General features: G+C 41.2%; 15 protein-coding genes. 13 read left to right on the top strand and 2 right to left on the bottom strand.

Translation table 11 applies throughout. From position 1 onward, the window contains the following. The first annotated feature begins 1 nt into the window (after nucleotide 1). The 12 genes from ACAN52_RS11070 (at nucleotide 2) to ACAN52_RS11015 (ending at nucleotide 10,716) form a co-directional block, all read left to right on the top strand. Nucleotides 2-1,825 (top strand): diol dehydratase reactivase subunit alpha, encoded by a 1,824-nt coding sequence (locus tag ACAN52_RS11070; RefSeq protein ID WP_378954830.1) that lies wholly within the window; start codon nucleotides 2-4, stop codon nucleotides 1,823-1,825. Nucleotides 1,826-1,830: 5 nt separating this feature from the next. After that, a complete protein-coding gene (locus ACAN52_RS11065) occupies nucleotides 1,831-2,322 on the top strand; it encodes a glycerol dehydratase reactivase beta/small subunit family protein (RefSeq protein ID WP_378954829.1) in 492 nt (163 codons plus the stop codon). Then, entirely contained in the window at nucleotides 2,304-2,939 is a 636-nt protein-coding gene (locus ACAN52_RS11060) for a BMC domain-containing protein (protein WP_378954827.1), read from the top strand. Before ACAN52_RS11065 ends, ACAN52_RS11060 begins: the two co-directional genes overlap by 19 nt. A gap of 25 nt (nucleotides 2,940-2,964) precedes the next feature. Continuing rightward, complete coding sequence (eutM, locus tag ACAN52_RS11055) at nucleotides 2,965-3,252, top strand: ethanolamine utilization microcompartment protein EutM (protein ID WP_378954825.1); 288 nt, start codon at nucleotides 2,965-2,967, stop codon at nucleotides 3,250-3,252. A gap of 36 nt (nucleotides 3,253-3,288) precedes the next feature. After that, nucleotides 3,289-3,948, top strand: coding sequence for a phosphate propanoyltransferase (gene pduL, locus ACAN52_RS11050; protein ID WP_378954823.1), 660 nt, complete (start codon nucleotides 3,289-3,291; stop codon nucleotides 3,946-3,948). Between the two features lies 1 nt (nucleotide 3,949). After that, nucleotides 3,950-4,771 (top strand): flavoprotein, encoded by an 822-nt coding sequence (locus tag ACAN52_RS11045; protein ID WP_378954821.1) that lies wholly within the window; start codon nucleotides 3,950-3,952, stop codon nucleotides 4,769-4,771. A gap of 32 nt (nucleotides 4,772-4,803) precedes the next feature. After that, entirely contained in the window at nucleotides 4,804-5,088 is a 285-nt protein-coding gene (locus ACAN52_RS11040) for a EutN/CcmL family microcompartment protein (RefSeq protein WP_378954820.1), read from the top strand. 5 nt (nucleotides 5,089-5,093) lie between these two features. After that, nucleotides 5,094-6,074, top strand: a complete 981-nt coding sequence (locus tag ACAN52_RS11035; protein ID WP_378954819.1) for a cob(I)yrinic acid a,c-diamide adenosyltransferase — start codon at nucleotides 5,094-5,096, stop codon at nucleotides 6,072-6,074. A gap of 27 nt (nucleotides 6,075-6,101) precedes the next feature. Beyond that, entirely contained in the window at nucleotides 6,102-7,541 is a 1,440-nt protein-coding gene (locus ACAN52_RS11030) for an aldehyde dehydrogenase family protein (RefSeq protein ID WP_378954818.1), read from the top strand. A 35-nt stretch (nucleotides 7,542-7,576) separates the two neighbouring features. After that, nucleotides 7,577-8,908, top strand: coding sequence for an SLBB domain-containing protein (locus ACAN52_RS11025; protein WP_378954817.1), 1,332 nt, complete (start codon nucleotides 7,577-7,579; stop codon nucleotides 8,906-8,908). A gap of 22 nt (nucleotides 8,909-8,930) precedes the next feature. Beyond that, nucleotides 8,931-9,482 (top strand): BMC domain-containing protein, encoded by a 552-nt coding sequence (locus ACAN52_RS11020; RefSeq protein ID WP_378954816.1) that lies wholly within the window; start codon nucleotides 8,931-8,933, stop codon nucleotides 9,480-9,482. A gap of 151 nt (nucleotides 9,483-9,633) precedes the next feature. Beyond that, nucleotides 9,634-10,716, top strand: a complete 1,083-nt coding sequence (locus tag ACAN52_RS11015; protein WP_378954815.1) for a hypothetical protein — start codon at nucleotides 9,634-9,636, stop codon at nucleotides 10,714-10,716. A gap of 64 nt (nucleotides 10,717-10,780) precedes the next feature. Here the strand turns inward: ACAN52_RS11015 and ACAN52_RS11010 are convergent, their stop codons facing one another. Continuing rightward, nucleotides 10,781-11,509 carry an MIP/aquaporin family protein gene (locus ACAN52_RS11010; protein WP_378954814.1) on the bottom strand — a complete coding sequence of 243 codons (729 nt, stop codon included), beginning with the start codon at nucleotides 11,507-11,509 and terminating at the stop codon, nucleotides 10,781-10,783. Nucleotides 11,510-11,853: 344 nt separating this feature from the next. Beyond that, nucleotides 11,854-12,144 carry a DUF5665 domain-containing protein gene (locus tag ACAN52_RS11005; RefSeq protein ID WP_378954813.1) on the bottom strand — a complete coding sequence of 97 codons (291 nt, stop codon included), beginning with the start codon at nucleotides 12,142-12,144 and terminating at the stop codon, nucleotides 11,854-11,856. Between the two features lie 430 nt (nucleotides 12,145-12,574). On the opposite strand from ACAN52_RS11005, the gene ACAN52_RS11000 reads away from it, so the two are divergent. After that, a complete protein-coding gene (locus tag ACAN52_RS11000; RefSeq protein ID WP_378954812.1) occupies nucleotides 12,575-13,483 on the top strand; it encodes a diguanylate cyclase in 909 nt (302 codons plus the stop codon). Nucleotides 13,484-13,538 lie beyond the last annotated feature (55 nt).

Genomic DNA, 13,538 nt, shown 5'->3' with positions numbered 1-13,538 from the left:
CATGTCGATACTGGCGGGGGTGGACATTGGAAATTCCACCACAGAAGTTTGCTTAGCAGAAGTTAATGCCTCAAAAATTACTCGGTTTTTATCGAGTAGTATTGTCAAGACAACAGGTATAAAGGGTACAACGGCTAATGTACCAGGAATTTTGATTGCATTGGAGCAGGCACTGAAAAAATCAGGACTTACCATGACTGATCTGACTGAAATACGGTTAAACGAAGCAACACCAGTCATTGGTGATTTGGCTATGGAAACCATCACTGAAACCATTATTACGGAATCAACGATGATTGGCCATAATCCATCTACGCCAGGGGGAGTGGGGCTCGGGGTCGGAATAACAGTACCATTCAGTCAGTTGACTAACATTACGCCAGGAGAAAAGATTATTTGCGTCATTCCTCAAAACATTGATTTTGAGGATGCCGCAAATGCTCTGAATTCAGCAATTCATAGAGGTGTTGATCTTCAGGCAGCTATTGTGCGTCAAGATGATGCAGTGCTGATCGCCAATCGGTTAAAAAGAGTCATACCCGTCGTTGATGAGGTTACTTTAATCGATAAGGTTCCTATTGGTATGCTTGCGGCAGTGGAAGTAGCAGAGGCTGGGCAAACCATTAAAACATTATCAAATCCATATGGCATTGCCACCGTATTTGCTTTATCATCGGATGAAACAAAGATGGTTGTACCGATTGCCCGAGCACTGATTGGAAATCGTTCGGCCGTTGTGGTACGGACACCTCAAGGTGATGTAAAAGCAAGGACCATTCCAGCTGGATTCATCACGATCTTTGGACAAAAAGGTAAGGCTGATATTGATGTTGATGCAGGAGCAGCGACAATCATGGAAACTGTAGAACGGGTACAACCTGTTCTTGATGTTCAGGGCGAAGCAGGAACGCACGTGAGCGGCATGCTTGAAAGAGTTCGTCAGGTCATGAGTGAATTGACCGAGCAGCCTCTTATCGATATGAAAATACAAGATATTCTGGCTGTTGACACTTTTGTACCGCAAAAAGTACAAGGCGGTTTGGCAGGAGAATTTGCATTGGAAAATGCAGTGGCTTTGGCCGCAATGGTCAAAACAAGTCGTTTGCCTATGCAACAAATTGCAAAAAAATTAACTGAGGATCTAGGCGTCAAAGTTGTGATTGCAGGTGTCGAGGCGAATATGGCGATCAATGGGGCACTGACCACACCAGGTACAGATAAACCATTAGCTATTCTTGATATGGGTGGTGGATCGACAGATGCTGCGATCGTTACCAGAGATGAGAGAGTGCTATCGATCCATTTAGCAGGCGCTGGCGATATGGTCACCATGCTCATTAATTCGGAACTAGGACTCAATGATTTTGATTTGTCAGAAGACATCAAGAAATATCCTCTTGCTAAGGTTGAAAGTTTATTTCATATCCGGCTTGAGGATGGGACAGTACGGTTTTATGAGAATCATCTTTCACCTCAAGTTTTTTCTCGCGTGGTCATTCTAAAAGAAGATGATATGGTTCCCATTCCAACTGCTCATACCTTGGATAAGATTCGTCATGTGCGCAGAGAAGCTAAGAAACGGGTATTTGTAACCAATTCACTTCGTTCCCTTGCTCGTGTGGCACCAACAGGCAATATTCGTCATATTGATTTTGTTGTATTAGTGGGAGGATCTGCTTTGGACTTTGAAGTAGCGGATATGGTGACTGATGCACTAGCTGAATATGGAATTGTCTGCGGGCGAGGAAATATTCGAGGATCAGAAGGTCCGCGAAATGCGGTCGCTACTGGATTGGTACTGTCTTATCTTAACGGAGAGGCGTGAATGAGATGCTACCAGATCAGATAAAACCTTGTATCGTAATTTATTTCTATAGTCATCCCGGTTATGAGCGAAAAATACGAGAAGTACAAGCTGGTATGGAAGAAGAGGGGATACCTTGCTCGATTATGCAGAGTAATGAAAATGATGTCATTGTTCTTGCTTATCAAGCAGCCTCTGCTTCAAAGCTTGGAGTCGGAGTTGGCATTGGGCAAGATGGCTTGTCGATTCAATATGACAAGCTACCTGCAAAAGAACCATTATTCCTACTAACGACTCCTGGTACACCAACAGACTGGCGGAAATTCGGTTATAATGCTGCACGTTTGGTCAAAGGAATTCCTTTTAAGGAGCAAAAGGAACAATCAGAAGAAAAAATAGATCCCCAGTGTGAAGATTCAAGTGCTTTGTATCATTTGGTCTGGAGTATTGTGCAAAAAGTCCTTCAGGAAACTGGGCAAGGCCATGGGGAGGTGAAAGCATGGTCAAAAACTCATTAGGTCTTATTGAAGTCGTAGGACTTGCTGCGGCGCTGGAAGCAGCGGATGCGGCAGTTAAAGCCGCTAATATTGAAATTATTGGCTATGAATTAACAAAAGGTGGCGGACTGGTTCTAATCAAACTATGCGGTGATGTAGGTGCAGTTAAAGCCGGCGTAGAGGCTGGAAGTATGGCAGCGAGTAAAGTCAATAAGGTATTGTCAACTCATGTGATACCAAGACCGCATCAGCAATTATCGTGTATTTTAGAATCAAAAGAAACCTTAGGGATAAAAAAAGAGCCAACGCCAATAGTGGTTGCTGAAAGTCAAGTGACTGAGAGTGAGCATGAAATGGTTGAGGAAGCTGATGCGGTTCAGACTGAATTTCAGAGTCATCCTCAAAATGAGGAAGAACCTGAAGTTCAGATTGAGGACGAAGATCACTGTGAAGAACAGGTGATTGAAACTTCCATCAGTGAAATAAATCATGAAAACTCAGAGGGGGATGACGTGATTGTAGCCGATCAACCAGAAAAACAACCGGCTGATCTTTGCAATCTTTGTAATGACCCTGCTTGTCACCGAAAAAAAGGTGACCCTAAAGTCACTTGCATTTATTATGGAAAAAATAACTAAAAAATAATAGGGAGGCGGAATCAATATGCGCGGAGAAGCTTTAGGAATGGTAGAAACAAAAGGTTTGATAGGAGCCATTGAGGCTGCAGATGCTATGGTTAAGGCAGCTAACGTTACACTTGTTGGTTATGAAAAAATAGGATCTGGTTTGGTCACTGTATTGGTACGAGGAGATGTTGGAGCCGTAAAGGCAGCCACAGATACTGGTGCTGCAGCTGCTCAACGTGTTGGTGAACTCATTTCAGTTCATGTTATTCCACGTCCGCATACTGACATTGAAAAAATCCTTCCAAAGGTTGAGGGGTTAGAATAACTCTCAGTATATAGAGTGTCCAAATGAGGTGAGATAATGGATCAGACAATGCTGAATCAGATTGTAGCGAAAGTCGTAGCCGTTTTATCAAAATTATCAGTAGAAGAGGGAGTGGAAAAGGGTATTCCTGTTGGTATATCCAATCGACATATCCACCTTTGTGCTAGTGATTGTGAAAAATTGTTTGGATGGGACCATGGTCTGACTCGCAAAAAAGATTTGAAACAAACAGGTGAATTTGCCGCTGCAGAAACCGTTACTCTTGTAGGACCAAAAGGCGTAATTCAGGGCGTGCGGGTTTTAGGACCCTTACGCCAATTTACACAAATTGAAATTTCACGTACTGACGGTTTTAGTTTAGGCATTAACCCACCCCTTCGTGATTCAGGAGATATTGAGCAGTCAGCTGGTATCGTTGTTGTGGGGCCTTGCGGTGCTATTACTCTGCAAGACGGAGTGATTTGTGCCAGTCGGCATATCCATATGAGTACGGATGAGGCTCGCCGTTTTGGTGTTTCTGATAGTAGCCGTGTTATGGTTGAGACTGACGGTTCACGAGGTTGTATTTTCAAGAATGTATTGGTGCGTGTGCATCCTAGTTTTTGCTTAGAATTTCATATTGATACCGATGAGGCCAATGCCGTTGGACTGAAGAATGGCGATCTGGTTAGATTGTCACAGTGCAAGGAGGGATAGCATGGATCATGAGCAATTGGTACAATTAGTAACCGCTGAGGTTATGCGTAAGCTTGGGCTAGAACCTTCAACGGCTAAAGAAGAATCAATCATTCCGTGTAAGAAGGCTTTGGCTATCTTTACTGGGGGAACGATTGGACTTGAACAGAGTTTTCTTGAACTACAAAAAATTCAAGACTTACATATTGAAGTGAGCGTCGTTCTTTCAGCGGCAGCTGAAAAAATTATAGGCATTGATCGAATTAAAGAGCATCTGGGTAGTAACATCAACCTAGTTACTACCCATTCTCCTTATCCTAGTAAGTTGCTCAGAGACGCAGATTTTGTTCTTGTGCCCGTATTGACGCAAAATACGGCAGCGAAGCTGGCTTATACCTTATCGGATACCTTAGCTTCAACGTTGATTATGCAGGGGCTAATGCTGGGTAAGCCCATACTCGCAGCCATGAATGCAGCTGATCCTCAAGATGGTTGGCGCATACAGAAAGATATGGGAAAATGTTCCCCAGCTCTTTCTGAGTCATTACGACAAAATTTGAAAAAAATCGAAGGTTATGGCATTGAATTGGTACATGTGGATGGCTTAGCAGCTGGCAGTCAAAAGATAATTGATCGCATGGCGAAAAAAGCCTCTTCCAGTCAACCAAGTGAACCTCCGAGGAGTACTCGAGGCAAAAAAAGTATATTGGATGCTGAAACAATAAAAGTTGCTGCAAGTAATGGTCTTAAGAGTATTACAACTCCTAAAGGTTCGATCATTACTCCCCTAGCAAGGGATGTTGCTCGGGAATATGGTATCGAAATTGTGCAGGAACTTAGTTAGTTGGTAACAGCAGGAATGAAAGGAATGATCATATGTGGGTAGGAAAGGTAGTCGGTACATTAGTAGCAACGCCAAAGGATGATAGTCTGATTGGTAGTAAATTGCTATTTGTGCAACCTATGAAATTTTATCAAAATCAAACCCGAACTCCTGTTGTTGCTGTCGACACCATCGGTGCTGGTACAGGTGAGACTGTCCTCGTTGTTGAGGGCAGTTCTGCTCGGCATTTGATTGGCAAACCCCACGCGGCTGTAGATGCCGCTATTATCGGCATTATCGATAATATCGAGTTAAATAAAGATTTGCTCGAGGAGTAATAGAGATGAAAGTGTATACGAAAACTGGAGATCAAGGTCAAACCAGCTTATTTAGTAAAGAGCGGGTATTTAAAGATCATTTACGAGTTGAAGCCTATGGGACTGTTGATGAAGCAAGTGCTGCAATGGGTCTGGCAAAATCTTTGATTCGCCAGTCATGGGCCGTTGATATAGTGCAGAAAGTCCAAGTCGAATTAATTGCTTTAAATGCAGATTTAGCGACAGAGCATTTAATAGAAGCTAATTATCATATTACTCAGCAGCATGTTGCTGAATTAGAGTCAATCATTGATTCATTGGAGCAAAAGCGCATTCCACAACACTATTTTGTCATCCCAGGAGCATGTACAGCCAGTGCGGCTCTTGATCTGGCGCGGACCATGGTACGGCGTACAGAACGCTGTGTGGTGAAACTCAAAAGAACAGAAGAAGTTACAGTGCCTGTATCACTTTATTTAAATCGACTTTCTGACTTATTATTTGTATTAGCCAGGTGTGTAGAACAAGAAGAACTGATTGTAATCATTAAAAGTAAGGTTCTGTCAGTATTACAAGGTCAAACACAAGAAGGCATAAATAAGGAGTATGATAGTGTGTTAAGTAAAGCAAAAATAATGATTGAGGCTGCAGAGAAAAAGGCTTTAGAAATTGGAGTGCCCATGGTCATTGCTGTTGTTGACATGGGAGGAAATTTAGTAGCTCAGCATCGGATGGATGGATCATTATTGGCGAGTATTTCGATTTCTCTTGATAAAGCATACACGGCTGTTGCACTGAAAATATCAACAAATGAAGCTGCGGCAGTCGCAGGACCAGGGCAGCCCTTATTTGGACTTAATACGACAGATGGCGGTAGGCTTGTGGTTTTTGGTGGTGGATTTCCAATTGTAGAAGATGGAATCATGATCGGTGGTTTTGGCGTGAGTGGTGGTTCAGTTGATGAAGATATGACTGTTGCTAAAGCCGGTTTGGCTGCTTGCAAATAGCAGCCTGCACTGGGAGGAGGAGAAATTATGAGTATAGATCAAGCATTAATTGCAAAAATAACATCAGAAATTTTGGCCCAAATGCAAGACAAAGCTACACAACCTTGTGAAAATAAGAGTGGGATTTTTAATACTGTGGATGAAGCTGTAGCTGCTGCACGGGTTGCCTATAAGGAATTACGGACCTTTTCTATTGAGAAAAGAGAATCATTTGTTCAGGCTATGCGCGATGTAGCTTATGAAAATGCTACCATATTGGCTGAGATGGCAGTCTCAGAATCTGGTATGGGACGTGTATCTGATAAAATTATTAAAAATCAGATGGCTGCCATTAAAACTCCTGGAACAGAAGATTTAGAAACAAAAGCTTGGAGTGGAGACTGCGGTCTTACTTTAATTGAAATGGGTCCTTATGGTGTTATTGGTGCCATTACCCCCACAACAAATCCGACAGAAACAGTGATTTGTAATGGGATTGGTATGATTGCCGCCGGTAATACCGTATTTTTTAGTCCTCATCCTACAGCTAAAAATACGTCGATTAAAATTATTACACTGTTAAATGAGGCCGTTGTAAAAGTGGGTGGCCCTGCTAATTTATTAACATCTGTAGCTGAGCCTTCCATTAAAGCTGCCAATGAGATGATGAAACATCCAGGCATCAATATGTTAGTTGCGACAGGTGGACCTGGCGTTGTTAAGGCCGTTTTATCTTCTGGTAAGAAGGCAATTGGCGCAGGTGCAGGTAATCCACCAGCGATTGTTGATGAGACTGCAAATATCGAAAAAGCAGCTCGTGATATTATTGCTGGTTGTTCTTTTGATAATAACTTACCTTGTATTGCTGAGAAAGAAGTCATTGCTGTCGGTTCCATTGGCGATGAACTCATTACTTACATGCAAAAATATGGGGCATATCTTATTTCAGGCGCTACGATTGGTCGTCTTATGGATGTCATCATGACAAGTAAAGAAGAAAAGATAGCTGAAGGTTGCACTGAAAAAATAAAGAAAGTCTATGGGATTAATAAAGATTATGTGGGTAAAGATGCAAAATATATCTTAAGCAAAATTGGTATTGATGTTCCAGATAGCATTCGTGTTGTGATTTGTGAAACAGGTCCTGATCATCCTTTTGTGATGGAAGAATTGATGATGCCTGTATTGCCAATCGTCCAAGTGAAAGATATTGATGAAGCCATTGCGCTGGCTGTCAAAGTTGAACATGGTAATCGTCATACCGCCATTATGCATTCAAAGAATGTTGAAAACATGACGAAGTATGCAAAAGCAATTGAAACAACAATTTTTGTGAAAAATGCTCCTTCTTATGCCGGAATTGGTGTAGGTGGAGAAGGATTTATCACATTTACCATTGCAGGACCGACTGGCGAAGGATTAACCTCACCACGTAGTTTTACTCGCCAAAGACGTTGCGTTCTTGTTGAGGCATTTTCTATTATTTAAGTGTATGAAATTGGATAGGTAGGGAGTCGGTAGACATGCGTGACGAGATTGTCGCTGCGGTAAAAGCGGCAGGTGTGGTGGGAGCTGGCGGTGCTGGCTTTCCCACCCACATTAAAATAGATGCAAAAGTAGAGATTGTGATTGTAAATGGTGCTGAGTGTGAGCCATTACTCAGAGCTCATCAGCACATTATGGCTAGCGAAAGTATGAAGATGGTATTAGGATTAAAAACAGTCATGCTCGCTACAGGAGCACAGCGTGGCTATATTGGTTTAAAACGAAAATATGCAGATGCAATTACTCAGTTGCAAATAGCGCTAAAATCCATAGGTGGACAAGAAATAGAACTCTTTTTCTTGCCCGATATTTACCCAGCAGGGGACGAACAAGTTCTTGTACATGAAGTAACAGGTCGAATCGTACCAGAAGGTGGCATCCCTCTTCATGTTGGCGTCGTTGTTGCCAATGTAGAAACTTTAGTCAATGTTGCTAATGCCCTTGAAGGGAAACCTGTGACAGATAAATATGTGACCGTTGGTGGTGCAGTCAGTAAACCTGTGACGCTCAAAGTACCTATTGGTATGAAAGTGGAAGAATTAATCCAGTTAGCAGGTGGCGCACTCGTTAGACCTTATGCGGTGATTGATGGTGGACCCATGATGGGAAAACTCATCGAAGCCGATGCACCAGTGACTAAAACGACAGGTGGAATTCTTGTTCTACCCGTAGACCATTCCTTGGTTACACAGAGAAATACCACATGGCAAATGATTGCCAACCGAGCCAAAGCAGTATGCTGTAACTGTTTAGCGTGTACAGAAGCATGTCCGCGACATTTGCTTGGACATAGTCTGCAGCCACATCGCATTATGCAGGCCATTGGTCGGGGACAGGCGAATGATTCAGAAGTGTTATCCCAGGCCTTATTATGCTCTGAATGTGGTGCATGTGACACCTTTGCTTGTACGATGGGATTATCACCACGCCGCGTGAATGGGGAACTAAAAAAGCAGTTTGCTAAAGCAGGAATCAAGAATACTCATCATAATAAACCAGAAAAGGTGCGCTTTAACCGTGAGTATCATTTGATTCCAACCAAACGGTTAACTGCACGCTTAGGTTTGACCCAATATGACGTCAAAGCACCCTTAAGTACAGAAGAAGTGATTGCCAAGGAAGTTAGATTGCCTCTTTCTCAGCACATAGGTGCCCCAGCGAAAGCAATTGTGAAAGTAGGCGATTATGTTAAAAAAGGTGATTTGATTGGAAGCATTCCTGAAGGCGCAGTTGTATCTGCTAATTTGCATGCCAGTATTTCAGGACAAATTCTTTCAGTAGATCATAGCATCAGTATACGACTGGTTTAAGACAACAGGGGGTAAGGTCAAGATGAAACGTGCGATTGGCTTATTGGAACTTAAAAATATTACAAGAGGTATCATTGCGGCAGATGCGATGCTTAAAGCTGCTAATGTAGAAATCGTAATGGCTCAAGCCATGTGTCCTGGCAAGTATGTGGTGATGGTGGCAGGAGATGTAGGTGCTGTGCAAAGTTCCATTCGAAGTGGAACAGCAGCGGGTGGTTGTGAGAACGTGGTGGATGAATTTGTCCTTCCGAACATACATGATAGTGTATTTCCCGCTCTATCAGGTTGTACAGAAGTAAAAGAATTAAAGTCTTTAGGTGTGATTGAAAGTTTTTCCGTAGCTTCTGCGATTGTCGCTGCTGATGTTGCGGCAAAATCGGCAGCAATTGAATTACTTGAAGTAAGACTCGCTCGTGGGATGGGTGGTAAGGCTGTTGTTACTCTAACGGGTGACGTAGGTGCTGTAACAGCTGCTGTCCGTGCAGGAAGCGCTGCCATCAAAGATAATGGATTCTTAGTCGATCAACTTGTACTACCTGCACCACACAATGGATTACGCAATTTAGTGTTTTAAGAGTGGAAAGATGCAGTTGCCTTACAGGGAGATATTGAAGCAAAGAGTATTGGAAATAGTAGGTTCTAATGCTCTTTGTTTTTTTACATAGGTATCTTACATTCATATTATAAAATTGTAGCAAATTGATAGATGATTTGGAGGAGAGAATGTGACGAGTCAAGATTTTTTAGTCGCACTAGGAGTTATTATTAACGCGTTGCCTGGGGGATTATATGCATTAACATTTGGGTTTGCCTCTGTTCCCACGGCAGCTGGTTTCATTGTAGGAGCCGTTGGTTGCGGTCTTCTTGGAGTGGTTTCTCCCATCTCTTTTCAGGCAGAGACACTCACATTAGCCGGTACTATGGGGCGTACAATTCAGGAAAGATTATCCATTATATTTCTGGAAGGAGTTATTCTTCTCATTGTAGGCCTGCTTGGCATGTTTACTGTGATCGTTAATTTTATCGGTCCGGTCATTACGAATGGGATGATGGCAGGTGTTGGGATTATTTTAGCACGGGTAGCCGTGGAAATGACAAATCGAAATCCTATTGTTGGCGGAATATCAATTGTTAGCGCTTTATTAACTTATTACATGACACCGAATCCCGCGGATAAACTTGTTTATACCATTGTAGTTTGTGTCATCGTATCCTCAATAGCGGCTTCTTTCTTTAATAAAATGGGAAATATCCAAATCGATGAATCGAGAGAAAAATTTATATTGCAAAAATTCGTATTTAACAAAAATGTCATTCGAGGTGCTCTGGGCATCAGCGCCTTAAATGTGGGCGCTAATATTGCCTTTGGTAATATTACAGCGCAAACCTTAGCAAAAGCACAAGTTAATTTGGACCATTTAACGATTATTAGCAGTATTGCAGATATTGTATCCTCCATGTTTGGTGGAGCACCTGTCCAAGCTATCATTTCGGCGACAGGAGCAGCGCCACATCCTATTGCATCGGGAGTGCTCATGATGAGCATTATGGCTATTATTTTAATTACGAAAACTCTGCCCAAAGTTGGTAAATTCGTACCCAATGAATCCATTGCAGGTTTTTTAATCGTACTTGGAGCTATTGTGACTGTACCCATTAATGCAACATTGGCTTTGCAATCTGGTTTTGGCACGAGCGATATGATTGTCGGTGGTGTATCCATGGCAGTAACGGCTATTACAGACCCTTTTATTGGGATGGTATCCGGAGTCGTGGTGAAATTTCTAATTGGAATTTTTGGACTCTAAGATCATAGAAAAAGGAGCAGCTATTTTCTAGCTGCCCCTCTTTATGTTTTAAATGGGATAAAAATTAAAGTATGGCAACAGCTTTTGCTAACACAAATGCGATACCGCCACCGATCATAGGACCAACAACTGGAACCCATGAATAGGACCAATCTGAATCACCTTTACCAGCAATCGGACATATGGCGTGGGCAATACGAGGACCAAGATCACGAGCAGGATTCAATGCATAACCAGTTGTACCACCTAGGCAAGAACCTAATGCAAAGACTAAAAGTGCAACCATGAAAGGTCCGACTCCAGGAGCAATTCCTCCTACATTTTTCGAGAAAATTGCAAAAATAGGAAATACTAACATAAGTGTAGCAATGATTTCACAAAATAAATTCTGTGAATAATTTCGAATAGCAGGCCCCGTACAAAAAACTGCTAATTTAAGCCCTTTATCTTCTGTAATTTCCCAGTGACCACGGAAGAAGAGCCAAGTAATACAACCACCGAGAACACCACCAACTATTTGTACCACCATGATCATAAGTGCCTCAGATACTGCATAGACACCGGCTAAAAGTTTGGCAAATGTAACCGCTGGATTAAGATCAGCCTGTGGTGCACCACACGCAATTGCCACAAAAACCCCAAGCATAACAGCGATACCCCAACCAGCAATAATATTTAGCCAGCCAGCGCCTTCTGCTTTTGAGCCTTTTAATAGTGAGTTTGCGACTACGCCGTTGCCGAAAATAATGAGTGTTGTTACGCCAAGAAATTCTCCTAAATACGGAGTTGCCATAGATAAAACCCTCCTTAAATTCTTTGTTTTTTCTTTAGTATTTCTAGTTCTTGGGTACGATCCTCCTTTCATATATATTATCTGAATTATCACCTATTACTATATTAGCGTAATTTATATAACTACCTGCATTGGAAATTGCCTGGCTATATTACATTATTGCCTTCCTAAAAATGATGTTGAATCGTTCATGAGGGAAAATAGACTCAAGTGGTAATGATCATATTCATTATAGGAGTTATTTGTCCCAACTCATTAATTAATGGCTAAAAAATAAAAAAAACACAAAAATTCATTGTCGTGTACTAAAATGAATTTTTGTGATCCTTTGTACAAGGTAACTATTATTTTTTTAAATTGATAAGCTGAAAAAGTTCAATGAGATAATCATTGATAACAGGTATGTTAATTAATATGATACGCCGCAGAGCTTCCACGATCAATGCGAATATAATTGTTGTGCCTACGGCGAATCCCAATCCACGCGCAACGCCAGCAATAAAATTAGTTGTAATTAACCTCCAAGGTTTTTCCAACAATTCAATATAATCAGCAATTCGTAAGGCTTCTAGGTGGCGAGTTAATCGATCCATTTGTTCAATCAGATGGTCAGTTTTTGGCCGCTCAATTTTCATAAATCCCTCCATAGATCTAGCTTTATTTAATTATAAGTAAGAACTTCTGCCTGCGTCTGAAGACTTGGCACAAGCTAAGTCTTTTCTTATCTTCTGTTTTTTAAGTCATAATCCTTTCTAAATCGTGGTAAATATTTATATATATAAAAAGAAAGATTTTTATTATAGAGAGACCATGTAAAAAGAGATAAGAAGGGCTAATTTATATAGCATAATAGGAGGACTTTGAGAATTAAAGAAGAATATGTAAAATATATATAATATAAAATACAAGTAGTTTTTTTACAGAATCAGAAAGTATAACACTTTCTTGATTCCAAGTAAAAACGACTAAGGTTTCTGCCTGAGTTTGAGGACTTGGCACAAGCCAAATCTTTTCTTATATAAAATATGAGCTTTGTGAGAAGAATGATGGTCGAAGGATGATGATATGAAATCGATAAAGCCCACTGTTCTTATTGTAGATGATACGCGCTTAAACATTAAGATTATGACAGATATACTAGGGGATTCCTACAATTTATTCTGTGCAACATCTGGACGACAAGCCTTAGAAATTGTAACTTCACAGAAGATAGATTTGATTTTATTAGATGTTATTATGCCAGGAATGGATGGCTATGAAGTATGTACAAGGCTTAAAAAGGATCATCAAACCCAAAATATTCCGGTGATTTTTATATCCGCACTGACAAATGTAGCAGATGAGACGAAAGGATTAGAAGTGGGGGCTATTGATTATATCTTTAAACCTGTTAGTCCGCCGATTCTTAAAGCGCGAGTTAGGAATCACATAGAATTAAAAAATTGTCGGGATATGTTTGAGAAACAATCTCTGATCGATGGCCTAACTGGTGTCGCGAATCGGCATTATTTTGATCAGGCTTTTCATCAAGAATGGCGACGTGCTCTGCGTAATAATAATCCATTATCCATTGTTTTTCTTGATATTGATTTTTTTAAAAAATATAATGATCATTATGGTCACTTAGCAGGAGATGAGTGCCTTCGAAAAGTAGGTAACTCCTTAAAAGATTCATTACAACGTGCTGGTGATCTCGTTGCTCGTTATGGAGGAGAAGAATTTATCATCGTATTGCCAGTGACTTCGCAAAGTGAAGCAGTGAAGGTTGGAGAAAAAGTACGCAGGAATATTAAAGCTTTGATGGTAACTCATCAAACGTCTGAAGTGAGTGATTATGTAACGGTTAGCGTTGGTGTGGCGACAGTTGTACCTAACAATGATATGACTTCTGCCAGCTTGATTGCCAAAGCTGATGAGGCTCTCTATCAAGCAAAAAAGAAGGGACGTAATCTAGTTGCTGTAGCAGAACTATAAGCTGAATTGAGAACTTTTTTTATTGGGCAGAATATTTTGCAATGTTGACAAGGAA

This window comes from Pelosinus sp. sgz500959, from assembly GCF_042610375.1.
In the GTDB taxonomy this organism is placed as follows: Bacteria; Bacillota; Negativicutes; order DSM-13327; family DSM-13327; genus CTSoil-075.
This window is presented reverse-complemented; position numbering and strand designations above follow the sequence as displayed.